Origin of the sequence: Streptomyces sp. KM273126 (assembly GCF_004337435.2) — a bacterium.
GTDB lineage: Bacteria > Actinomycetota > Actinomycetes > Streptomycetales > Streptomycetaceae > Streptomyces > Streptomyces acidicola.
Genome location: NZ_SJXB02000002.1, coordinates 2,347,185 through 2,370,759, shown reverse-complemented (window position 1 = coordinate 2,370,759; position 23,575 = coordinate 2,347,185). Strand labels below are relative to the sequence as shown.

Sequence of the window (23,575 nt, the reverse complement as noted above, 5' to 3'; positions counted from 1 at the left end):
ATCGAGCCGCTGCCCGTCGCTGAGCAACGCCGCCGTCGCGAGAGGCTGTTCGGGGCGGTCAGCCGGCCGCGGTCAGCGCGCGGCGGCCGTCGGCGATGATGGCCTCCAGCTCCGCGCACTCCTCTGAGGTCAGCGGCACCAGCGGCGGCCGTACCGGGCCCGCGGTTCCCCCTTCCAGGGCCACCCCCGCCTTGACCAGCGACACCGCGTACCCCGGTACGCGCTGGCGGAGCCGGACCAGCGGATGGAAGAAGGTCCGCAGGAGACCGTCCACGAGCTGCCGGTCGTCCTCCTCCAGCGCACGGTGGAACGCCAGTGAGATGTCGGGGGCGAAAGCGAAGGCGGCCGAGGAGTAGAGGTCGACGCCCAGTGCCCGGTAGGCGAGTTGGCTGGCCTCGGCCGTCGGCATCCCGTTGAAGAAGTGGAACTCCTTGCCGGTTCCGGCCAGTTCGGCGCGCACGGCCGGGACAATGCGGGCGATGAGGTCGAGGTCGCCGGTGCCGTCCTTGAAACCGCTGACGGCGGGGATCCGGGCGACCTCCGCGGCCGACGCCTCGTCGAACCTCGCGTTGCCCCGGTTGTAGACGATCAGCGGCAGGCCGGTGGTCTCCGCGACGGCGCGGGTGTACGCGACGAGGCCCGCGCGGGGAGCCTCGACCAGGTAGGGGGGCATCAGCAACAGGCCGTCCGCACCGGCCTCCGCGGCGAGCCGGGCGAAACCGCGGGCCTGGCCGAGGGCGCCGCCGGCTCCCGCATAGACCGGGACGCGGCCGCCCACGACCTCCACGGCGGTCCGCACCACCCGGGCGTACTCCTCGGTCTCCAGGGCGTGGAACTCACCGGTGCCACAGGCGACGAAGACGGCACCGGGGCCGGCGTCCACCCCGGCGCCGATGTGTTTCCTCAGCGCATCGTGGTCGACTTCCCCGGTGGCGGTGAAGGGGGTGACGGGGAAGAACAGAACGCCTTCGAACATGGTCAGGGCTCCTTGTCGGGCGACGGGGCGGCGGCGGGCAGCGGTGCGGGGGCGTGGGGGATTCGCGGCCGGCGAGGACGCCGGGCGCGGCCGGGACCCGGCCGGCGCGCACCACGTTGGTGAGAGGGTTCCCCCACTCCAGGCGGGTGATGTTGGCCGCGATCTCCGTGGCGCGGGCGGTGAAGGTCTCCTCGGTGTGCCCGGAGTTGTGCGGTGTCATCACGACATTGGACAGGGTGTGGAACGGCAGGCGGCTGGGTGCGTGCGGCGGTCCGGCCCACCACACGTCGAGGGCGGCGCCGGCGATGGTGCCGACCGACAGCGCGTCGTACAGGGCCTCCTCCTCGACGACGGGACCGCGGGCGACGTTGATCAGGAAGCAGTGGCGGCCCATCGAGGCCAGTTCGGCCGGTCCGATGAGTCCGCGGGTCGCGGGGCTCAACGGTACGGTGACCACGACGACGTCGGAGTCGGCCAGCAGCTCGGGCAGCCGGTCCGTACCGCCTACCCAGTCCGGCCGCAGTCCGTCCGGCAGGAGGGCCGACGGATCGCGGCGCACGGCCCGTACGCCCAGACCGACCGCCTGGCACAGCCGGGCGATCTCCGTCCCCGTCTCGCCGAATCCGATGATGCCGACGCGCCGCCCCCGCAGGGTGCCCCCGAAGGGCAGCGCGGGGTCGACGGCGACGTTCCGCCACCGGCCGGCACGCAGTTCCTGATCGGCGGTCAGTACACGCCGGGACAGCATCAGCACGCACATCAGGACGTGTTCGGCGATCGACCTGCCGTGGTGGTGGGTGTTGGCCACGGTCACCTCCGGCCGCAGCGCCTCCAGCGGGATGCCGTCGTAGCCCGCGCCGACAACGTGGACGAGCCGCAGCCGCTCCGCTCGCCGCGCGGCGTCCTCGGTGAGGCGCGTGCCCACGTACACATCGATGTCGGCGATGGCGTCGGCGATCCGCTCCGGGTCCCACTCGGAGGCCGCCAGCCACTCGTGCCCGCCCCCGGTCCGTGTCCTCAGCCGCTCGGCGAACCGGCTCAGAATCCGGTGGTTGAGCATGATGCGCATGCCGTGGTCACCACCGGGGCGTCGTGCACTCGAAGGCGGGCTCGAAACGGCGCATGTAGCCGGTGTCGTCGCGGTCGCGCAGCCCGCAGTCGAGGTACTGCTGGTGGAGCCGGGCGAGCGCGTCCCGGTCCAACTCCACACCGAGGCCCGGCGCGGTGGGCACCTCGACGCGTCCCTCGGTGAACCCCAGGACTCCCGGGGCGATCACGTCCTCGTCCGGCCGCTTCCACGGCCAATGGGTGTCGCAGGCGTAGGTCAGCCCGGGGGTGGCGGCGGCCAGGTGGGTCATCGCGGCGAGGCTGATGCCCAGGTGGGAGTTGGAGTGCATGGACAGGCCGAGGCCGAACGTCTCGCAGATGGCCGCCAGTTGGGTGCAGCGACGCAGGCCGCCCCAGAAGTGGTGGTCGGACAGCACGATGCCCACCGCGCCCTGGGCGATGGCGGGGGCGAGGTCGTTGAAGGAGACCACGCACATGTTGGTGGCCAGGGGTGTCTCCGTCTGCTGCGCCACGGCCGCCATGCCGGCGATGCCCGCGGTCGGGTCCTCCAGGTACTGGAGCGTTCCGTCGAGTTCGCGGGCGACGCGGAGCGAGGTCTCCTCGCTCCAGGCGGCGTTGGGGTCCAGCCGCAGGGGCAGGTCGGGGAAGGCGGCCCGCAGAGCGCGTATCGCGGCGATCTCCTCGTCGGGCGGAAAGACACCGCCCTTGAGCTTGATGGAGGAGAACCCGTACTGGTCGATCATGCGGCGGGCCTGTTCCACCAGTCCCTCGGGGTCGAGGGCGGCGCCCCAGTCGTCGTCCCCCTGGCCGGGGTGTCCGGCCCACTTGTAGAAGAGGTAGGCGCTGTAGGGCACGGCGGGGCGCACGGCGCCGCCGAGGAGGTCGCTGACCGGCCGTCCCACCAGCTTGCCCTGGATGTCCAGGCAGGCCACGTCGAACGGGGAGACGACACGGTCCACGGTGCTGCTGCCGGTGACCATGCCGGACATACCGTCGCCGCCGGCCGTGTCCGAGCCGAGGGCTCGGCGGGCGCGCGCCATCAGGTCGTTGAGGCTCCAGACGTCCAGGCCGACGAGTTCCTCGGCGGCCCGGCGCAGCCTCTCCAGGTGCACGGTTCCGCCGTAGCTCTCACCGATGCCGGTGACACCGCTCTCCGTGGTGAGCTCGACGATGGTGCGCAGCGCGTACGGCTCGTGCACTCCCACCGTGTTGAGCAGGGGGTAGTCCCGGAAGGCCACGGGGGTGACCGTGACTTCGGCGATGCGTTCAGCCGTCCCGACCATGACACCATCCTCATATGTAGCTGGCGTCTCCATTTGTAGACAGCATTGCGTGGCACTGTCAATGATCCGGCCGATACCGACGGCGATTCGGCACTAGACTCGACCGGCGCCGCGTCCGCCTCGGGACGACGGCGGACGACCACGCGCGGCGCGAGCAACGGAGAAGGACGCATGCGGGAAAGGAGCGGGCCCGCCGACACGGACAGCGGGGGCGGAGTACGTGAGGTGAAGTCCGCCGCGAGGACCGTCCAGGTGCTGGAAATCCTCGCCAACCGCAGCTCCGACCAGGTACGGCTGCGGGAGCTCTCCGAAGAGACCGGGGTGCCCCGCAGCAGCCTCTACGCCCTGCTCCAGACCTTGGTGGCCTGCGGCTGGGTCCGCACCGACGGCACCGGCTCCCTCTACAGCATCGGCATCCGCGCGCTGCTCACGGACACCCGGTACCTGGACACGGACGCCCGGCTCAGCCTGGCCGGTCCCGTCCTGGACCAGCTCACGGAGGAGCTGGGCGAGACCATCCACTTCGCCCGGCTGGACGGCCCCGACATCGTGTACCTGGCCACCCGCGAGTCCCGCCACTACCTGCGTCCCTTCAGCCGGGTGGGCCGGCGGCTGCCTGCGCAGGCCTCGGCCCTCGGCAAGGCGCTGCTGGCCGAGCAGCCCCCCGAATACCTCGAGCGGGAACTGCCCGCGGTCCTCCCCTCGTACACCGCGCGGACCATCTCCGACCACACCGCCCTGCGGCAACACCTCGGCACCGTCCGGGAGCGGGGCTACGCGATCGACGACGGGGAGCACATCGAGGGCCTGGTCTGCTTCGGTTTCGCGCTGCGCTACAGCAGTCCGGCCGAGGACGCCATCAGCTGCTCCGTTCCCACGGTCCGGCTGAGCGAGGAGCACCGGGAGCGCATCGTGGCCGCGATGTTCCGAGCCCGGAAGGAACTGGAGCGGGCGCATCCGCGGTGACCCCGGCACCGCGGATGCGCCGGCGGGCGGGCCGTTCAGCCCGCCGTACGGGGTACCGGCGCCACCGGTACCGGTGTGACGAGCGTGCCCTCGGTCATGAACTGGTGCAGGTTGCGGAAGGCCAACTCCCCCATGGCCTCGCGCGTCTCATGCGTGGCGCTGGCGATGTGCGGGAGCAGGACGACACTGTCCAGCTCCAGCAGGGCGGGCGGCACCTCGGGCTCATGGGCGAAGACGTCCAGGGCCGCGCCCGCTATCGTGCCCTTCACCAGGGCGGACACCAGGGCCGGTTCGTCGACGACACTGCCCCGTGAGACATTGACCAGATGGCCTTGGGGCCCGAGCGCGTCGAGCACGTCCGCCGAGACCAGGCCCTGGGTGGCGCCGCCTCCGGAGACAGCCACGACCAGCACGTCGCAGGCCGCGGCCAGTGCGGTGGGCGCCGAGAGGTAGGCGTAGTCCACATCCGTGGCGGGTGTGCGCGAGTGGTAGAGGATGTCGGCGCCGAAGCCTTCGAGCCGCCGGGCGATGGCGCGGCCGATCCGGCCCAGTCCGAGGATGCCCACGCGCTTCCCGCTCACCTTGGCCGACAGCGGGAAGGCGGCCGAGGTCCACGCGCCGCGGCGGACGAAGCGGTCGGCGGCCGACAGCCGGCGCATCACATCGATCAGGGCGCCGACGGCAAGGTCGGCCACGCAGTCGGTGAGCACGTCCGGGGTGTTGCTGACGTCGATGCCGCGGGCCCGGGCCCGGGCCACGTCGGTGGTCTCGTAACCGACGCCGAAGTGGACGATCGCGCCGAGCCCGGGCAGGGCGTCCATCAGGCCGTCCGGCACCCCGATCCGGGCACTGGTCACGGCGGCCGCCACCTCGCCGCCGTGGTCCCGCAGATAGCCCTCGGGATCGGGCAGTTCGGCCAGCCGTACGGTGTGGTGGTGCGCGGCCAGCGCGGTCTCCAGGGACGGCAGCAGTGGGCAGACCTGGAGGACGGTGCCGTGGTGCGCTGCCGCGGTCATGCCGCTCCCCCTGCCGGGCGGGGACGGCGGAGGCTGAGTGTCGTACAGAGCATGGGTATCCGCTTCCGTTGTCGTGGGATCGCCGGGAGCCTCGCTCGACCGACGCATTTTGTGAGATCTCTTGACGCCTCACTACCTCGCACTTAGCTTCGGCGTCTACAAATGCAGACCGGGTACGCAAGTATAGACAGCCCTGTGGCGGTCGCGTCTCCGGCGGCAACACGTCAGCACCCTCGGAGATACGCCGACGATGAAGCTCTCCGTACCCTCCCTTCCACGCCCGCGACCACGCCGGGCACACCGACTCCGTACCCTTCTGATCTCGGGCATGACGCTGCTGACCAGCGCGTGCGCCGTGGCGAACAGCGACACCGCGGGTGACGCGGGCAGCGCGGACGGCCGCACCCTGCGGGTGGTCCTCACCCAGGAGCCCCCGACCCTGGAGCCCTGTGAGTCCTCGCTGACCGCGACCGGCGTCGTGGTCCGTTCCAACATCACCGAACCGCTGGTTGAACGGGAGCCCTCCACCGGCAAGCTGGAACCACTGCTCTCGACCGGCTGGCGGCAGACCGAGCCCACCATGTGGACCTTCGACCTCCGCTCGGGCGTGAACTTCCAGAACGGGCAGCCGTTCACGGCCGAGGACGCGGCCTTCTCCATCGACCGCGCCGTCAACTCCGATCTCGCCTGCAACGTGGACGGCTATGTCTTCGGGGACGAGAAGCTCAAGGTACGCGCCGTCAGCCCCACCCGGCTGACCGTCACCACCGAGAAGGCCGACCCCATCCTCCCGCTGCGGCTCAGCTTCGTGGAGGTCGTGCCGCGGACCACCAGCACCAAGGCCAAGGTGCGCATCCCGGTCGGGACCGGCCCCTACGCCGTCACCTCCTGGCAGACCGGGGTCTCGATCTCCCTCGCCCGCAACGAGAAGTACTGGGGCAAGCCCCCTGCCTACCCCCGGGCCCGGTACGTCTGGCGCAGCGACGCCAGTGTCCGCGCCGCCATGATCGACAAGGGTGAGGCCGACATCGCGATGGCTCTGGACCCGATGGACGCCACCGGGGACAACAGCGTCGCCTACCCCAACAACGAGACGACCGCCCTGCGACTCGACGGCCGCGAAGCACCCCTGAACGACATCCGGGTGCGCAAGGCGATCGGCATGGCCATCGACCGCAAGGGCATCGTCGACGCCCTGCTGGGCGGACTGGCCAAGCCCGCCGCACAACTCGTCCCGCCCGGCGTGGTCGGGCACAACGACAACCTCACCCCCACCCCGTACGACGTGTCCGCGGCCCGTGCACTGGTCGAGCAGGCGGCGGCCGACGGTGTCCCCGTCCACCGGCGGATCACCCTCGTCGCGCGCAACGGCCAGTTCGCCGGGATCGCCGAAGTGGCCGAGGCGCTGCAGTACGAGATGGCGAAGGTGGGACTGAACGTGAGGATTCGCATGGCGGACACCGCCACCCACCTCCAGTACCAACTGCGCCCGCTCCCCCGCGGCGTCGGACCGGTGGCGCTGTTGATCATGCACGGCAACCAGGCCGGGGACGCGGCCTTCACCACCAGCCAGTACCTGCTGAGCGACGGCCCCCAGTCCACCTTCGGCACCCAGGAGCTGAACCGGCGCATCGCCGCTGCGGACACCCGCTCCGGCAAGGACCGCCAGAAGGCGTTCGCCTCGGTACTCGCCCACCAGAACACCGAGGTCGCGCAGTACGCCTATCTGGCCCATATGCGCGGACTGCTCGGCCTGTCACCGTCCGTGCGGTACCGGCCGGACTCCGCGACCGGGGACGAGATGCGGCTGTCCGAGGTCCGCCCGGCGACGGCGGGGAGGCACTGACATGGGGTCCTTCCTGCGCAAACGCGTCGTCTCCAGCGCGATCCCCTTGGTCTTCGTGGTGCTGGGCGTGTTCTGCCTGGCCCGGCTGACCGGCAACCCGGTCGACCTCTATCTGCCGCTGAGCGCCACCGCCCAGCAGCGCGCGGAGTTCTCCGCCGCCCACGGCTTCGACGACTCCGTTCCGGTGCAGTTGTGGGACTACCTCGCGGGCGCCGTGCACCTGGACTTCGGCACGTCGCTGCGCACCGGGGAGTCGGCCGGCTCGATGGTGCTCCAGGCGTTCCCCGTCACCCTCCAACTCGCGGGGGTCACGATGCTGTTGGCGATCCTCGGCGCGCTCGTGGTCGGCAGCCTCGCCGCGTACCGGCCCAACTCGCTCGTCGACCGGATCGCCGGTCTGCTGTCGATGACCGCGGCCAGCATCCCCGACTTCTGGTTCGCGATCATGGGGGTGCTGGTGTTCGGCGTGGGCCTGGACCTGCTGCCGACCTCCGGCACCCTGGGCGGCCCCGAGATCTGGGTGCTGCCCATCGCCACCTTGCTGATCCGCCCGTTCGGCGTGCTGGTCCAGGTGGTCCGCGGCAGCATGGTGGGCGCACTGTCCGCGCCGTACGTCAAGGTGGCCCGCAGCAAGGGCGCCGACGCCAAGCGCGTGGTGTTCGGGCACGCGCTGCGCAACTCCGCCACCCCCGTGCTGACCGTCGCCGGTGACCTCACCGTCGGCCTGGTGAACGGCGCGGTGGTGGTGGAGACCATCTTCGGCTGGCCCGGTATCGGCAAGCTCATGATCGATTCGATTCTGCAGCGCGACTTCGCGGTGTTGCAGGCCGCCGTCCTGCTGACCGCGGTGACGATCTTCGCGCTGAACATCCTCGTCGATGTCTGTCACGCCCTGATCGACCCCCGAGTGCGCCAGGCGGTGCCGGCGTGAGCGAAGGACCCACCATGACCGATCTCGCCTCCCGTCCCACCGACGCGGTCACCCCGTCGCGCACCCGTCCGCCCCGCTGGTGGCTGCTGCTCGGCAGAGACCGGGGCGCGGCCGTCGCCGCCGTCGTCCTCGCCCTGGTGTTCCTCGTCGCGGTCTTCGGCCGGCTGTTCATCGGCGACCGGGCCGTACGCCAGGACCTGCGTGCCTCGCTGCGCCCGCCCTCCCTCGACCACGGCTTCTACGGGCTGCTCGGCACGGATGTGCTGGGGCGCAGCGTGCTGGCCCGGTTGGTGGACGCCGCCGGGACGACACTGTCCGTCGCGGTGCCCGCGGTGCTGTGCTCCCTGCTGATCGGCTCCGCTCTGGGGATGTGGGCCGGCTACCACGGAGGGGTGCGCGAGAACGTCGCGATGCGCGTGGCCGATGTGATCCTCAGCTTCCCCTCCCTGCTGATCGCGGTGGTGGTGCTGTACGTCTTCGCGCCCAGCGCGCTGAACATCGTGCTGATCCTGGCCGTGGCGCGCATCCCGGTCTATCTGCGCACCGCCCGTGCGGAGTCGGCCGAGCTCAGGAGCCGTCTGTTCGTCGACGCGGCCCGCACCTTCGGGACGCCGAGCCGGCACATCATCGTCCGCCACATCCTGCCGATCGCGCTGCCGACGCTGCTGACCGTGGCCACGCTCGACTTCTGTTTCGTGATGCTGACCGAGTCCAGCCTGAGCTTCCTCGGCATCGGCATCCAGCCCCCGGATGTGAGTTGGGGCCTGATGGTGGCCCAGGGGCGCCAGTACCTCCAGACGGCGTGGTGGATCGCGGTGCTGCCGGGGGTCGCCATCGTGCTCACCACGGTGTCGGCCACGGTGCTCGCCGCCTGGGTGCGCCTGGCCACCGACCCCGCCCAGCGCTGGCGGCTGACCCTGCCCAGGAAGCGGCGCGGCGACCGAGCCGCTGTACCCCCGGAGATGATCGCGTGAAGCCGTCCACCCTGTCCGGACCCGCCGCGACCGGCCGTCCGGCGCTCGAAGTCGAGGGGCTGTGCGTCGATCTGCACACCCCCTCCGGCACGGTCCGTGCCGTGGACGGCGTCGGCTTCTCCGTGCGCCGGGGGCGCACCCTGGCGCTGCTGGGCGAGTCCGGCTGCGGGAAGTCGATGACCGCGCTGTCCATCGTCGGCCTGCTCGACCCGATGGCCGAGGTGACGGACGGCTCCGTACGGGTGTCCGGCACCGATGTGCTGAGGTTGGGCAGGGCGGGGCGGCGCAAGCTCGCCGGGCCCGTGCTGTCGATCGTCTTCCAGGACGCGCTGGCCGCGCTCAACCCCGTGCAGCCGGTCGGCAGGCAACTCGCCGAGCCGTTCCGGATCCACCGTGGGCTGTCGCGGCGCCGGGCGGAGGAGGAGGCGGTGGAGCTGATGCGCCGGGTCGGCATCCCCGAGCCTCGGCTGCGGGCCCGTTCGTATCCGCACCAGTTCTCCGGCGGTATGCGCCAGCGGCTGCTGATCGCGATGGCCGTCGCCCTGGACCCCGATGTGCTGATCGCCGACGAGCCCACCACCGCGCTCGACGTCACCGTGCAGGCACAGATCATGCGGCTGCTGCGGGACCTGCAGACCGAGCGGAACATGGCGCTCGTGCTGATCACCCACGACCTGGCGGTGGTGGCCCAGCGGGCGGACGACGTGGTGGTGATGTACGGGGGCAACGTGGTGGAGACCGGCCCGGTGGCGGAGGTGTTCGCCCGCCCCCGCCACCCCTACACCAAGGGGTTGCTCGACTCCGTGCCCGAACACGCCGTCAGGGGGCGCCCGTTGCCCGCCGTACCGGGGAGCCCACCGGAGCTCAGCGCGATCCCGTCCGGCTGTGTCTTCCAGGCCAGGTGTCCGATGGCCCGGGAGGTCTGCGTCCGGGAGCGTCCCCGGCAGGTGTCCGTCGGGGCCGGGCGTACGGCCGCCTGCCACTTCTCCGAGGAGCTCGACCATGCCTGAGACCCCCCTGCCCGACGCCACCGCCGCCGACCCGCGCGGCGGGGCGCCGGCCACCGCCCCGCCGCTGCTCGACGTCAGCGGCGTCACCAAGTCGTTCGGCCACGGCCGCCGACGCCTGACCGCGCTGGACGGGGTCGACGTCACTCTCCGGCGCGGGGAAACCCTCGGCCTGGTGGGCGAGTCCGGATGCGGCAAGTCGACCCTGGCCCGGGTGGTCCTCGGGCTGGAGCGGCCGGACTCGGGAACCGTGCGCTTCGACGGCACCGATCCGTTCGCCCTGAAGGGCAAGGAACTGCTGGCGTGGCGGCGGCGGGTGCAGATGGTGTTCCAGGACCCGTTCGCCTCGCTCAACGCCCGGATGTCCGCGGCCGACCTCATCGGCGAGCCGTGGCGCACCCACCGCGACATCGTGCCCAGGGCGCGGGACCGGGAGCGGCGGGTGCGCGAACTGCTGTCCCTGGTCGGACTGCGGGAGAGCGACGCAGACCGCTATCCGAACGAGTTCTCCGGCGGGCAGCGGCAGCGCATCGGCATCGCCCGTGCGCTGGCCCTCGGTCCCGACCTGATCGTGTGTGACGAACCGGTGTCGGCGCTGGACCTGTCGGTGCAGGCCCAAGTGCTCAATGTGCTCTCGGAGTTGCGCGAGCGGCTGGGCGTCTCCTACGTCTTCATCTCCCACGACCTGTCGGTGGTCCGATACATCTCCGACCGGGTGACGGTGATGTACTTGGGCAAGGTCATCGAACACGGCCGCACCGAGGACGTCTTCGACCGGCCGCTGCACCCCTACACCGCCGCCCTGATGTCGGCCGCGCCCGCCCTCGATGTGTCCGGGGCGTCGAACGGGGAGGAGATCCGGCTGCGCGGGGAGATCCCCTCCCCGTTCGACATCCCGTCGGGCTGCCGGTTCCGGACTCGCTGCTGGAAGAGCGAGGAGCGGTGTGCCGAGCACGCTCCCCCGGCAGTCACCCGTGACGGCACGGCGGACACCGGGCAGGAGCCGCACCAGGGACTGTGCCACTTCCCGCTGGGCGCCGGGACCACGGAAGCGGGTGTGCGTCCGAGGGTCGGCTGATCTTGACGAGGCCGGGATTTCCCGCCGCGATCGTCCCGGGCAGGACCGAGTGGACGCGCTCCATGGCCGACTCGTCCGCCTGGACGAGGAGTTGGGTCGGACGGCCGTCGAAGCCGAGGTTGTCACGTGCTTCCGCGGCTCTCTCCCTCACCGCGAAGGGCGCGGCGCAGAGGGAGCGCGTCCTGCTCACCGGTGAGATCCCCTCACCGGCCGACCCGCCCTCCGGGCGCCGGTTCCGGACCCGCTGCCGGCGTGCGGAGGACGGATGCGCCGATGCCGTCCCGGTGGCCCCGCTCGGTGCGCAGCCCCACACGGCGGCGTGTCGCTTTCCGTTGCAGGAGACACCGGCGGTCACCGGAAGCGGCCCAGGAGGACGAAGCGGTTCCACATGACGGGATCACCGCTGCGGGCCGCGTGGGCAGGTCGGCGTGCCCGGGAGCGATCGACGTTCCCGGGCACAGCCCTGAGGGGTCACAAACCGTCACGCACCATGGCGGCGACGATCTGGACGTGACGATCGGCTGCCGTGTTCGAGAACTCGTTGTCGTAGTTCAGGCCGTAGGGCCAGAAGTGCCCTCCACCGGTGGAGATCGTGGCGCCCGAGCCATCGAACTGCTTGACGAGTGCCGTGGCCTGGGAGCCGCTCCAGGTCCCGCCGCCGCCGAGGCGGGACCAGCCCGAACTCGTGCCCACGCCGATGGTGTGGGCGATCTCGTGGAGGGCGGTCCGCTCGGTCATGTAGCTGCGGTTGCCGAAGCGGATGGTCCCGTTGATGTTGCCGTCAGCGGTGGGAACGCTCGGGTCGTAGCGGACGGTGATGCTCTTGCCCAGGTCGCTGAGGTTGTTGTAGCGGGCCACCGCGGCGTTCATGGCCGCCGTGATGAGGTTGTAGGCCGTCTGCTGGTCCTGGGTGGGGTTGCTCGCTCGTTCGAGGGTCCAGGTGATGGTGGCCGCTGCCACCTGTTCCTCGGCCTGCGGGGCGGCCTGCGGGGCGGCTTGTGCGACGCCGGGACCGGCCAGCACGGCGGCTGCCAGCGCGGCCACGACCGCCCTGTTGCGCCAGGGTATGGTCCGTCGCTCAGTGGGCTTCGGCGCCCGTCGTGGACTCATTGAGGAGTTCCTCCTGTGGGGGGTGGGCCGTCGGGTGTGGGGATGACGGCGTGATCAGTCCGCTCGCGAGGGCCGCGGGAATTCAGGACCGTATTTCACCACTTCCTTGTTTCCGAACGTGAGTAGCCCATAGCGGGGGAAAAGCCTTGAGCGGTACGACACGCACTGTTCGAGATATGGAACGGGGGTGGCGCCAGTAAGGGACGGCAGGAATTCAGCCACCTGTCGAACGAACCGTCCATGTGGCTCCGGAAACCCGATGTCCGCAAGTATCCAGCCGCGAAGTGCGGCGTCAAGAGGCCGTGCGCGGACAACTCCCCACCGGAAAGGGCAATTTCATTTCCGCGGCGCACATATCCGTCTGTTTACTGGCGGATCGCACCTGTGCGTTCGAGGTCGCGCGCGCCATGATGATCGCCATTCGGCAAGCGCCCCTGTGCACCAGACCAGCTGAGACGACCGTTCAAGGAGAGCCATGGAAGACCAGAGTCAGCAGGAGCAGGCAAGCCCCGAGGTGCGGGCGCGCGTCCAGGCCGGCTTTGAACGCCAGGGACTGATGACTCATCTCGGTGCACGCATCACGCACATCGCACCGGGCTGTGTACACATCGTGCTACCCGGCCGGCCCGAAGTGACCCAGCAGGACGGCTACTTCCACGCGGGCGCCACCAGTGCCATCGCCGACAGCGCGGGCGGTTACGCGGCCTTCACATTGTTTCCCGAGGACACCTCGGTACTCACGGTCGAATACAAGATCAACCTTCTCGCACCCGCCGTGGGCGACCACATCGAGGCCGTGGGAACGGTACTGAAGTCGGGGCGGACACTGACCGTGTGCCAACTGGAGGTGTTCGGAGTCCTGGGGAACCGGAGGTCACTCGTCGCATCCGGCCAGCAGACGCTGATCCGGCTCTCCGAGAGCGGGCGGTGACTCCGCTCGACCATCGGCCCGGCGCAGGTCGCCGAGTTCTCCGGGACCGGCCCGACGCGGGTCTCCCGCGCGTGAAAGCGGTGGACTCCGCACAGTCCACCATGGTGGCGGCCACGGGACAACAGCCGCCGGTGAGGCCGGCTGTCGCACTCGTCGGTGCACTGACGCACCGTATCGGCGCCCCGCCGGGGGGATGGCTCGCCCGGACCCCCGTCGCCCAGTCGCACCCCCCGGCGGCAATCTCCTCGCGCAACACCCTTGACACGATCACGAAACGAGCCGATAGTACCAGGACTTAAAGCGCTTTAAATTGTCCTGTCGTTCCAACGAAGCCGGCCTTCAGCTGCACAGTGAGGTGCACGAACCATGAACCGCACATCCCTCCCCCGCGCCCGCAGAATCAGCCCCGTCGTGGCCGTGGCCACCGCGGCCGCGCTCACTCTCGTGGGCTGTTCCAGCAGCTCCGGCGGCAAGAAGTCCGAAGAGGGCGGGACCGTGGCGTCGGCCGGAAAGGCCAGTACGCCGCGTATGACCATCGCGATGGTCACCCATGCCCCGGCCGGTGACACCTTCTGGGACATCATCCGCAAGGGCGCCGAGGCGGCCGCGGCCAAGGACAACGTCAAGCTCATCTACTCCAGCGACGAGAGCGCCGCCAACCAGGCGAACCTGGTGCAGAACGCGATCGACCAGAAGGTCGACGGCATCGCGGTCACCCTGGCCAAGCCGGATGCCATGAAGAGCGTCGTGACCAAGGCGGAGAAGGCAGGCATCCCCGTGGTCGGCCTCAACTCAGGCATGGACCAGTGGAAGCAACAGGGCATGCTGGAGTTCTTCGGACAGGACGAGTCCGTCGCCGGCCAGGCCTTCGGCAAGAGGCTCAACGAGACCGGCGCCAAGCACGCCATCTGTGTCGTCCAGGTCCAGGGACACGTCGGCCTGGAGCAGCGCTGCGCGGGCGTGAAGAAGACGTTCGAGGGCAAGACGGAGAACCTCTACGTCAACGGCACGGACATGCCGTCGGTGAAGTCGACGATCACGGCCAAGCTCAAGCAGGACTCCTCCATCGACCAGGTGGTCACGCTGGGTGCCCCGTTCGCGCTGACCGCCGTGCAGTCGCTGTCCGACGCGGGCAGCAAGGCCAAGGTGGCCACGTTCGACCTGAACAAGGACCTCGTCGCCGCGATCAAGGACGGCGACATCGAGTTCGCGGTCGATCAGCAGCCCTACCTGCAGGGTTACCTCGCGGTCGACGCGCTGTGGCTGTACAGGAACAACGGCAACTACATGGGCGGCGGCGAGGCCCCGGTGCTGACCGGTCCGGCTTTCGTGGACAAGTCCAACGTCGAGACGGTCGCGAAGTTCGCCGCGAAGGGCACTCGGTGACGAGCGTGACCCGACAAGCCGAGGCCGCGTGGGCAGTGGAGACACCGCCGGCCTCCGGACCCGAGCGAACCGCCGTGCGGACACGGCGTGATGGTCATCGCTCCGCCCCCAATGACTCACCGGAAGGCACTCTCTCGTGAAGATCGCACTCGACCCGTACATGATCCGGCACGTCCCGCTCCTCGAACTCCCGTCCGTAGTAGCGGAGTTGGGCTACGAATGGATCGAGCTCTCGCCCCGAGAGGACTTCATCCCCTTCTTCCGCCACCCCCGGGTCGACGACGGCACGGTCCGCGAGTTCCGCAAGGCCCTGGACGCGGCGGGCGTCCGGATCTCGTCAATGCTGCCTCTCTTCCGCTGGTCGGGGCCGGACGAGGACGACCGGCAGGCGGCCGTCCGCTACTGGAAGAGGGCCATCCAGATCTGCTCCGACCTCGGCGTGGACAGCATGATCTCCGAGTTCAACGGCCGCCCGGAGGCCGCCGAGCGCAGCGAAGCGCAGTTCTGGCGTTCGATGGAGGAACTGCTCCCGCTCTTCGAACGCGAGGGCATCAAGCTCGCCCTGGAACCCCACCCGGACGACTTCATCGAGGACGGCTACGACGCGGTCAACCTCATCCGCGGCATCAACCACCCCCACGTCACCTTCCTCTACTGCGCCCCGCACACCTTCCACATCGGCAACGACGCCCCCGGCATCGTCCGGTACGCCGGTGACCTGCTCACCCATGTGCACCTGGCCGACGCCTTCGACCACACCGCCTCCTCCGGCAACCGCTACATCCTCAACCCGCCCGGCACCCCCGCCCGCATCCACCAGCACCTCGACATGGGCGAGGGCGAGGTCGACTTCGACGAACTCTTCCGCGAGCTCCGTGCCAACGACTTCGACGGCACCCTCACCGCCTGCGTCTTCGCCTGGGAGGAACGAGCCAAGGAATCCTCCGCGTTCATGCGGAAGAAGATCGACGAATACCTGGCCGGCTGGTCCTGACGGCCGTGGTCATGAGCCCCTTCGGCCTCCCTCAACCCCGTTCGTATCTCTTCGTATCTCTCTGGAAGGCACCGCCATGACCACGTCCGCCAAACCGCTTTCCGTCGCGGTGATCGGAGCCGGTATGGCCGGCCGCAGCCACGCCGCCGGATACCGCAACGTCAACACGGTCTTCGACGCCGGCCTGCCGCCGGTCCGGCTGGCCGCGATCGCCGACGCCAACATCGAACTCGGGGAGGACGCCGCCCGTCGCTATGGGTTCGAGAGGGCGCTGCCGAGCTGGGAGGCCGTCGTCGAGGACCCGACGATCGACGCCGTCAGCATCGTCGTGGGCAACGCGTTGCACCGCCCGATCGCGGAGGCGCTGGTCGCGGCGGGCAAGCACGTGCTGTGCGAGAAGCCACTGGCCGGATCGCTCGAAGACGCGCGTGCGATGGCCGAGTTGGAGCGTACCGCCGACGTGGTGACCGCCGTCGGGTACACCTTTCGCCGTTCCCCCGCCATCGCGGCGATCCGTGATCACGTACAGCGGGGCGAGCTCGGCGATCTCACGCTGTTCAGCGGCCGGTACTGGTGCGACTACGCCACCGACCCGAACGTGCCGCTGAGCTGGCGGTACAAGGGAGGCCCCGGTTCCGGCGCGCTCGGGGACATCGGCGCACACGTGATCGACGCCGCCGAGTACATCGCCGGTCCCATCGCCGCGGTCTCCGGCGCCTCACTGTCGACGCAGATCCCCAAGCGGCCCCTGCCGCTGGGCGCGGTCGTCGGGCACAACGCCGCTCCCGTCTCCGACGAGTTCGGCGAGGTCGAGAACGAGGACACCGCGTCCTTCACCGCTCGCTTCGAGTCCGGCCTGGTGGGCACCATCTCGGTGTCCCGCACCGCGTTCGGCCTGCCCAACGGGCTCTCCTTCGACGTCCTGGGCCTCGGCGGCCGGGCCGCGTTCGACCAGCACCGGCCGGCCGAGTACCTCTTCGACGACGCGCAGCCCGAGGCCCGCACGCGCGGCGCCCGCCAGATCATCGCAGGCCCGCAGTTGCCGTACTTCGCGGGCGGCTACCCGATGGAGGCGCCGGGTGTGGGCGGCGGCAACGCCGAGATGTTCACCTTCCAGGCCCGGGCCTTCCTCGACCGGATCGCGGGCGTCGCCGACCCGCTGCCGGCCTGCGCCACCTTCGCCGACGCGCTGCGGACCATGGAGATCATCCAGGCGGTCGTCGACTCCTCCCTCGGCGGCGGCGCGGCCACCCCCGTTCCGCCCGCCGTCTGACCACCCGCATCCAAGGAGCGATCCCATGCCTCTCAAGCTCGGCGCCTACACCGCCTGCCTGCACGACCGGACCCTCACCGAGGCCCTCGACATCCTCAAGGAGAACGGTCTGACCTCCGTGGAGGTCAACACCGGCGGCTTCATCCCCTCCCCCCACTGCCCGGTCGACCTGCTGCTGTCCTCGGCCACCGCCCGCGAGGAGTACCTTGCGGCCTTCGCCGACCGGGGCATGGAACTGACCGGTCTCAACTGCAACGGCAACCCCCTCAACCCGCTCCCGGGGGTCGGCCCGAAGCACGCCGACGACCTTCGCCGCACCATCCGCCTCGCGGGCCTGCTCGGTGTGAAGCACATCGTGACCATGTCCGGCACCCCGGGCTCGGACCCCGACGCCAAGTACCCCTCCTGGGTCGTCAACCCCTGGGACGGCGTCTACATGGACGTCCTCGACTACCAGTGGGGCGTGGCCGTCGAGTTCTGGAAGGAGATCGACGGCCTCGCCCGCGCGAACGACGTCCGGGTCGCCATCGAGATGCACCCGCACAACCTGGTCTTCTCCCCGGTCACCCTGAAGCGGCTCGTCGACGAGGTCGGCACGACGAACATCGGTGCCGAGATGGACCCGTCCCACCTGATGTGGCAAGGCATGGACGTGGTCGCGTGCATCAAGTGGCTGGGCCCGCTGGTGTTCCACGCCGCCGCGAAGGACGCGACGCTCTGCCCGGGCGCCGACATCCGCGGCGTACTCGACACGTCGTTCACCCGCGTGCCCGCCGACGTGCCCGGCAAGGTGCCCACCGGCTACGGGTTCTGGTGCAACGCCTGGCCGGAGAACCCGGCGTGGAAGTTCGTCGCCGTCGGCATCGGAAACGACGTCCCCTACTGGACCGAGTTCCTGCGCGCCCTCGCCGAGATCGACCCGGACATGGCCGTGAACATCGAGCACGAGGACGCCGCCTACTCCCAGACCGAAGGACTCGCCCTGGCCGCCAAGAACCTCCATGCCGCCGCCGCGGCTCTCTGACCCGGCCTGCGTGGCCCCGTGCCCGGTCAGCGGGCATGGGGCTGTGGCTGTGGCTGTGGCTGTGGCCAAGAATCCGGCGGCTAACCCGCCAGTGCCTCGTCCTCGACCGGCTCGTCCTGGGCCATGAGGCCGGCCACCCACAACGGCATCAGCCAATGGGTCACGAGGACGGCGATGAGTACGGGCGCCACGTACGCCCTCAGCGCGTCGCCACCGACCCCGCCGACGATCAGCAGGCCGGCCGCGGCCGAGGCCAGCAGCAGGGTCATCGCCCTGTGGGAAACGGCCAGGACCCGGCGGCGTTCGGCCGACTGGCGCTCGTCCAAGGCCCGTTCGCGCAGTTCCAGCAGGCCGCGGGTGGCGCCGTTGATCACCCCGGTGGCGACCATCCAGGGCAGCAGCAGTACCGCCGTCGCGATGATGGCCCACAGGGGCTCCGCGTTCGCCAGGTAGATGTAGGCCATCAGCGCCTCCATGGCCACGGTGAGCGCGACATGCACAGCCACGACCACCCGCCGGCGCGCGGCCGTGGCGTACAGCGGCCGCCCCGCGGGGTCGTTCATCAGTTTCAGCATGCTCCGGTCGTAGCCGGTCATCCGCGTCGCCGTCATGGCTGTTTCCTCCCGTAGACCTCGTCCGTGAGCGGCCGGAACGGTTCGAGGGAGAACAACGCCTCCACCGGCAGCTCGAAGTGCTTCGCGATCTTCAGCGCCAGGTCGAGGCTCGGGTTGTACTGCCCCCGCTCGATGTAGCCGATGGTCTGGTAGTGCGCCCCCACCGCCTCGGCCAGGCTCTGGCGCGACACCTTCCGTTCGGCACGCACCATCGCCAACCTGTTATGCACCTGCTCGCTCATGTATAAGAAGTACTACATTCCAGAGGGCAACTGCAATCCCACTCGCCGCCGTCTCGCTGCCGTGCGCACCCGACCGGGGCTGTGGAACTGCGTGGCGGCCGGTTCCAGTGCATTGTGGTGGCATGGAGAGCCACGCCCCTGTAGTGGTGCTGCCGCCCTCGCCGGACGGTGGACGGCAGGTGACGATCCATGGCGAGGACGTGGGCACCGCGTACAGCCTGTTCGACGTGCTGGACCTTCTGCGCGATGCCGGCCTGCCCACCGAGGACCGGGCCGTCGACGATCCCGAGCTGATCGAGTGGCGCGGCGGCGGGCCGTACGACTGGAACGGCGCCGCGTAGCGGCCTGCGCACCGGCCCTCCACAAGTGGATCCGCACCTCCCTGCGCGGGGTTGCCGTTTCGCCGCCTTCGAGTTCGTTTAGTGCACGTAGGTACGAGGGAAACCACTTCTGTCCCACAGGAAGTCAATTGACCTTGTTGGTGGCCGTAGTTGACCGGGGGGAACGGAAATGCGCAACGGGGATCGTGACAGACTGCCGACCTGCTCGGCGGATCATCCCGGGATGTCGACCGAGGGCGGGATCGAGGTTCAACGGCAGCTGGAAACGCTCGTCAGGGACTTCCGCACCAGTGAGCCGCCGATGCCGGTCGTGGTCCTGCACGCCGAGGAAGCAGCCGACGACGCTCAGGTCACCCGTCTTGTCACCGAACTGCGCGATGGGCAGGACACACACGGAACACGCTGCGCCGTCGCGCCCCCGGCACAGGAAGGCCCGACGGAGATCCTGCGGGCCGCGCGTCTCGTGCGCGAACTCGGCGATCCGAGGCGTTGGGGCAACCGGCGCTCGATCTACCGGCGGTACGCGTTCCCGCGCGTTCGACTCGTGCACGCCATCGAGGACGCCGTCCGCGCACTGGGCACCGACTGGCCCGGTCCGCCGGCCGGATCCGCGGCACCTGAGGCCGGGCATGATCCCGCGCAGGCTCTGCTGAACCAGCTGGCCAGACAGCGGTGGCGGCCCGAGGGGGCCGCGCGCTGGCATTCGGGGCTGCCCATGTTCGACATGGCGCACATACTCCCGGCCAGCCTGGTGACGGTGCTTGCCGCGCTCCTCGCCCGAAGCGACTGGTACATGGCGGTCGCGTCAGGCGTCGGCTTTCTGTTGCTGCTCGCGGTGCTCAACTACGTACTGCCGGGGCGCGCGCCGATCTTCCTGTGGTTGCGCCGGGAGAGCCGCTGGTTCATGACCACGACCTTCCTCAGGGCAGCGGCGCAGGACCGTCCCACCGAGGTCTCGCTGCTGCGGCCGGTCCGCTCCTGGAAGGCGATCGCGGCGCGCGCGTACGACGTGGCGGAGGCGCTGAAGGCGGGCCACGAGTTCCAGCTCCAGCTCTACGTGCTGGCCCTGTTCGAGGACCTGCGGGACAACCACCGTCGGCGCAGCTGGGATCTGCGCGGTTTCAAACGGCTGCGACCGCCGCTGCTGTTCGTACCGGGGGCCGGCACGGACAACGGCGGCATCGAGCTGATCAAAGCCGTCAGCGACGTGCGCAGCCGCCGGAGCGAACTGGATCCGCTGCTCCTCGTCGCGGCCGTGGGCGCTGACGACGTACGGCGACTGGAGCGCAGCGTCGTCCAGGGGACGCGTGCCGACGGGCCGGACCAGCAGGGGTTCCAGACCCGGTTGCGGGGCTGGTACGACGAGTGGGCGAGGAACCTGCGCGCGGAACAGTCACCGAGCCGTGAACGAGCCGTTCTGCCCTGGGTGTTGAAGATCCCCCTCCCCCGGGACGAGCTGAGACGTCTCCCGGACAGACAGCGGCACTGTGTGAAGGCTCCCGCACGGCCCTCGGTCGCCCGCATGGTCTGGGCCCTGCACACCCTCGCCCTGGTGCTGGTCCTGACCGCCGCGACCACGGCCTGGCGCGCCGAGAGACTCTCCAAGGAGTACTGCTCCTCGTCCGTCCTGTCCGCCAACCGGGACACGGAACGCAGACCCGCGCCCGACGGCGGTACGGAGTGCATAGGGATCGCCACGGGCGACGTGCGCTTCGCCGACTGGCTGCCGGACGACGCCAAGGAACCGGACACCAAGGCACAGACCGACAGGAGCGGGGCGCCCTGGACCCTCGCCGAGCTGGAAGATCGTATCGCCCGGCAGAACGACGAGGTCCTCGGCGACGACCGAGGCTACGTCACCCTGGTGTACGCGGGCCCGCTCAGCGCCGACCCCGACGGCGGCTCCTCACCGGTGAAGGGCCTGGAGGAACTGGCGGGCGTGTACCTGGCGCAGGCCGTCATCAACGACACCTTCCCCGTGAAGCTGCGCGTCCTGGTCGCCAACGGCGGCGTGGATCTGCACCACCAGACCGACATGGCCGACGCCATAGCGGCGTACGCGGCGAAGGACCCGACAGTGGTGGGCGTCGTCGGTACCGGACGCGACCTCAAGTCCAGTGCGGCGACGACTCTCAAACTCAGGAACGCCGGGCTGCCCGTCGTGTCCGGGACGAACTCCGCCACCTATCTGCCACGCGACTTCGCCAACTGGTTCAGCCTGGCCGCCACCGACGAGTGGCAGTCCGCCCAACTCGGTCTGATCGCCCAACAGTTGCGTACACGTGCCCGCACCCAGTACGGCCTGGTGCTGGCCCGGGACACCAAGAAGACCGACGACCGCTACACCACCGAGCAGGCGCGCTACGGCGGGAGGATGCTCGACAGGTACGGCTTCACGCTGCTGTCCGAGCGCCGATACACCCTCAGCGGCGGCAAGCCCGAGTTCCGCCGGCACACCGAGGAGCTCTGCCGGGGGACGCACGTACCGTCCGTGATCTACTTCGCGGGCCGTGTCGAGGACGTCGACCCGCTGATGACCCAGCTCGGTACGGAACCCGGTTGTGCGGGGAAGAAGATGTCCATCATCACGGGCGACGACCTCTCCAAGGCCAACTTCTCGCAGGGCGAGGACGGCGTGGCCCCCAACGTCACGCTGTACCACGCCGCGCTCGCCGAACTGGCCAAGGCGGCCCGTGACACGGACTTCTACAAGGACGCCCGCACCTACCTTCCGGGGCTCGACGAGCAGCGTGTCGGCCCCGACACGCCCGCGTTCGCCAGCGGCCAGACTGCCTTGTCACACGACGCGACGCAGGCCCTGTACTGGGCGGCCTCCCTCGACAACGCCCCGCAGAGCCGGGCGGCGACCTGGGTGAACCTCCGAACCGTCAAGCTTCAGGGCATGGCCACGGGCACGATCGACTTCACCGACGCGCCGCTCTTCGGCGACAGGAAGGGCCACGGCATCGTCCTCACGGAAGTCTGGCGCACCGCCGACGGGGACTCGAAGTCTCGTGTCGTGTGCAGCAGGGTGGCCGGCGACGCTCGGGCGCTGACCGTGAAGGAGTGTGCCATCGAGCGCCGCGGCTGAGCCACGCTCCACGAGCACGCCGGGCGCACCCACGAGTCGTTCTTCCGCCTCTTGTTCGCCTCCGACATTCTGGAGGTCTGCCGCCGGGCCGGTCGACACCTCCCGGTGGCTCTTCGGTGAGGACCGCCAGGGCGTACGGCCCGGCGGCCGACGAACAGCGCGACAGCTCCCCACCCATGGCCCACCGGGTCACCCACGGGATCAGTCCACCCGCATCAGTCCACCCGGATCAGTCCACCGGATCGAGAGAGGTGCCGGATATGAAGCACTCCCAGCGGCTCGGCGTCAGTGCCGCCGCCCTTGCCATCCTCGCCGCGCTTTCCGCCTGCGGAGGAGGGGATTCAGCGTCCTCGTCGTCGCCCAGAGGCACGTCAGGTGCCCCGGCGACGCTCAACGTCGCCATCCCCTCGGCCGTGGTCGCTCCCAAGGAGGAGGTCGCCACGTACGCGGTGGGCGACGCCGAGGGTTACTTCGCCGAGGAGAAGCTGAAGGTCGACGTGATCAACACCGACGGCTCGGTCGCCGCGGTCCAGGCCGTCGCCTCGGGCAGCGCCGACATCACTCCGGCCGACGCGGGAGCCATCCTCGCCGCGCGGGAGAAGGGCGTCCCCGTCAGGGCCGTCGGCGGTCTGGTGCGGAACTGGCCGTGGCGCATGGCCGTCCGGCCGGACAGCGAGATCAAGACCCCTGCCGATCTCAAGGGCAGGAAGGTGGGGGTCATCAGCCTCGCCTCCGGCTCGGCCATCTACGCCCGGGCGTACGCGGGCGACGCCGGACTGGACGCGGCCAAGGACGTCGAGTTACTGCCGGTCGGTGTGGGCGCGCAGGCCCTGTCCGCGCTGGAGGACGGCAAGGTCGACGTGCTCGCGCTGTTCACGCAGGCGTACACCACGATCGAGAACACCGGCGCAGAGTTCCGCTACCTGGACAACTCCGAGGCCTTCGAGGGCATCCGCTCCCTGACCTTCGCGGTGACCGAGAGGACCCTGAAGGAGAAGAAGGACGTGTTGACGCGCTATCTGCGCGCTTCGTACAAGGCACTGCTCTTCTCCGCCGTCAACCCCGAGGCCGCCATGCGCGACGGCTACGAGGTCTTCCCCCGGCTGCTGACCGGCAAGAAGGCCGACGACCGCGTCGGCGACGACAGCAGGAGCCTCGACGCGTGGATCAGGACCGCCGTCCCCGCCGCCGGTGAGCCCGAGAGCTTCAGCAACTGGGGGGCGATCAGCGAAGCGGAGTGGAACAAGACGGTCGCCTACACCAAGGCGTCCGGCCAGATCACCCAGGACATCGATCTCGCGGAGCTGTGGGACGACAGCCTGCTCCAGGGTGCCAACGACTTCGACAACGCGGCCGTGATCGAGAAGGCGAAAGCCGCCGAACAGTGAGCGACCCGACGCCGCCGGCAGGGAGATCAGGAAGCC

The 23,575-nt window shown here is 70.0% G+C and carries 20 protein-coding genes and 1 pseudogene; 14 read left to right on the top strand and 7 right to left on the bottom strand.

What is annotated here, in order from left to right; translation table 11 throughout:
- Positions 1-58 precede the first annotated feature (58 nt).
- The 3 genes and pseudogenes from E0500_RS41105 to E0500_RS41095 all read right to left on the bottom strand — a co-directional run bounded on the left by E0500_RS41105 (position 59) and on the right by E0500_RS41095 (position 3,327).
- A complete protein-coding gene (locus tag E0500_RS41105; RefSeq protein WP_131561006.1) occupies positions 59-976 on the bottom strand; it encodes a 5-dehydro-4-deoxyglucarate dehydratase in 918 nt (305 codons plus the stop codon).
- A gap of 169 nt (positions 977-1,145) precedes the next feature.
- Positions 1,146-2,036 (bottom strand): annotated as a pseudogene (locus E0500_RS41100) (2-hydroxyacid dehydrogenase); the annotation flags it as partial.
- 16 nt (positions 2,037-2,052) lie between these two features.
- Complete coding sequence (locus E0500_RS41095; protein WP_131561002.1) at positions 2,053-3,327, bottom strand: glucarate dehydratase family protein; 1,275 nt, start codon at positions 3,325-3,327, stop codon at positions 2,053-2,055.
- Between the two features lie 171 nt (positions 3,328-3,498).
- On the opposite strand from E0500_RS41095, the gene E0500_RS41090 reads away from it, so the two are divergent.
- A complete protein-coding gene (locus E0500_RS41090) occupies positions 3,499-4,293 on the top strand; it encodes an IclR family transcriptional regulator (RefSeq protein ID WP_131561000.1) in 795 nt (264 codons plus the stop codon).
- A gap of 35 nt (positions 4,294-4,328) precedes the next feature.
- Here the strand turns inward: E0500_RS41090 and E0500_RS41085 are convergent, their stop codons facing one another.
- On the bottom strand, positions 4,329-5,309 hold the full coding sequence (locus E0500_RS41085) for a 2-hydroxyacid dehydrogenase (RefSeq protein WP_131560999.1): 981 nt from the start codon (positions 5,307-5,309) through the stop codon (positions 4,329-4,331).
- 328 nt (positions 5,310-5,637) lie between these two features.
- Here E0500_RS41085 and E0500_RS41080 point away from each other — a divergent pair, with 328 nt between their 5' ends.
- The 5 genes from E0500_RS41080 to E0500_RS41060 are packed head-to-tail and all read left to right on the top strand — an operon-like array spanning position 5,638 to position 11,145.
- Positions 5,638-7,155, top strand: coding sequence for an ABC transporter substrate-binding protein (locus E0500_RS41080; protein ID WP_258573790.1), 1,518 nt, complete (start codon positions 5,638-5,640; stop codon positions 7,153-7,155).
- Between the two features lies 1 nt (position 7,156).
- A complete protein-coding gene (locus E0500_RS41075; RefSeq protein WP_131560995.1) occupies positions 7,157-8,086 on the top strand; it encodes an ABC transporter permease in 930 nt (309 codons plus the stop codon).
- A gap of 14 nt (positions 8,087-8,100) precedes the next feature.
- Positions 8,101-9,060, top strand: coding sequence for an ABC transporter permease (locus E0500_RS41070; protein WP_131560993.1), 960 nt, complete (start codon positions 8,101-8,103; stop codon positions 9,058-9,060).
- Positions 9,057-10,070 (top strand): ABC transporter ATP-binding protein, encoded by a 1,014-nt coding sequence (locus tag E0500_RS41065; protein ID WP_131560991.1) that lies wholly within the window; start codon positions 9,057-9,059, stop codon positions 10,068-10,070. The genes E0500_RS41070 and E0500_RS41065 overlap by 4 nt, the downstream gene beginning before the upstream one ends.
- Complete coding sequence (locus E0500_RS41060; protein WP_131560990.1) at positions 10,063-11,145, top strand: ABC transporter ATP-binding protein; 1,083 nt, start codon at positions 10,063-10,065, stop codon at positions 11,143-11,145. Before E0500_RS41065 ends, E0500_RS41060 begins: the two co-directional genes overlap by 8 nt.
- A gap of 471 nt (positions 11,146-11,616) precedes the next feature.
- On the opposite strand, the gene E0500_RS41055 is transcribed toward E0500_RS41060, so the two are convergent.
- Complete coding sequence (locus E0500_RS41055; RefSeq protein ID WP_131560986.1) at positions 11,617-12,255, bottom strand: hypothetical protein; 639 nt, start codon at positions 12,253-12,255, stop codon at positions 11,617-11,619.
- A 475-nt stretch (positions 12,256-12,730) separates the two neighbouring features.
- Between E0500_RS41055 and E0500_RS41050 the strand changes: the two genes are divergently transcribed.
- The 5 genes from E0500_RS41050 (at position 12,731) to E0500_RS41030 (ending at position 17,863) form a co-directional block, all read left to right on the top strand.
- On the top strand, positions 12,731-13,186 hold the full coding sequence (locus tag E0500_RS41050; protein WP_131560984.1) for a PaaI family thioesterase: 456 nt from the start codon (positions 12,731-12,733) through the stop codon (positions 13,184-13,186).
- 366 nt (positions 13,187-13,552) lie between these two features.
- A complete protein-coding gene (locus E0500_RS41045; protein ID WP_131560982.1) occupies positions 13,553-14,572 on the top strand; it encodes a sugar ABC transporter substrate-binding protein in 1,020 nt (339 codons plus the stop codon).
- A gap of 136 nt (positions 14,573-14,708) precedes the next feature.
- A complete protein-coding gene (locus E0500_RS41040) occupies positions 14,709-15,566 on the top strand; it encodes a sugar phosphate isomerase/epimerase (protein ID WP_131560980.1) in 858 nt (285 codons plus the stop codon).
- Between the two features lie 76 nt (positions 15,567-15,642).
- A complete protein-coding gene (locus E0500_RS41035; RefSeq protein ID WP_131560978.1) occupies positions 15,643-16,839 on the top strand; it encodes a Gfo/Idh/MocA family protein in 1,197 nt (398 codons plus the stop codon).
- Positions 16,840-16,864: 25 nt separating this feature from the next.
- The gene (locus E0500_RS41030; RefSeq protein ID WP_131560976.1) at positions 16,865-17,863 is read left to right on the top strand and encodes a sugar phosphate isomerase/epimerase; all 999 of its coding nucleotides are present in this window, start codon (positions 16,865-16,867) and stop codon (positions 17,861-17,863) included.
- An 80-nt stretch (positions 17,864-17,943) separates the two neighbouring features.
- Here E0500_RS41030 and E0500_RS41025 read toward each other — a convergent pair whose 3' ends face one another.
- Both E0500_RS41025 and E0500_RS41020 read right to left on the bottom strand, forming a co-directional pair.
- A complete protein-coding gene (locus E0500_RS41025; RefSeq protein WP_131560974.1) occupies positions 17,944-18,474 on the bottom strand; it encodes a hypothetical protein in 531 nt (176 codons plus the stop codon).
- Positions 18,471-18,719 carry a helix-turn-helix transcriptional regulator gene (locus E0500_RS41020; RefSeq protein WP_131560972.1) on the bottom strand — a complete coding sequence of 83 codons (249 nt, stop codon included), beginning with the start codon at positions 18,717-18,719 and terminating at the stop codon, positions 18,471-18,473. The genes E0500_RS41025 and E0500_RS41020 overlap by 4 nt, the downstream gene beginning before the upstream one ends.
- 122 nt (positions 18,720-18,841) lie before the next feature.
- Between E0500_RS41020 and E0500_RS41015 the strand changes: the two genes are divergently transcribed.
- From E0500_RS41015 to E0500_RS41005, 3 genes are all read left to right on the top strand, one after another.
- Positions 18,842-19,060, top strand: a complete 219-nt coding sequence (locus tag E0500_RS41015; RefSeq protein ID WP_131560970.1) for a hypothetical protein — start codon at positions 18,842-18,844, stop codon at positions 19,058-19,060.
- 223 nt (positions 19,061-19,283) lie between these two features.
- Positions 19,284-22,151: an ABC transporter substrate-binding protein gene (locus E0500_RS41010; protein WP_131560968.1), complete on the top strand. Its 2,868-nt coding sequence runs from the start codon at positions 19,284-19,286 to the stop codon at positions 22,149-22,151.
- Positions 22,152-22,411: 260 nt separating this feature from the next.
- Positions 22,412-23,539 carry an ABC transporter substrate-binding protein gene (locus E0500_RS41005; RefSeq protein WP_131560966.1) on the top strand — a complete coding sequence of 376 codons (1,128 nt, stop codon included), beginning with the start codon at positions 22,412-22,414 and terminating at the stop codon, positions 23,537-23,539.
- Positions 23,540-23,575: the final 36 nt, after the last annotated feature.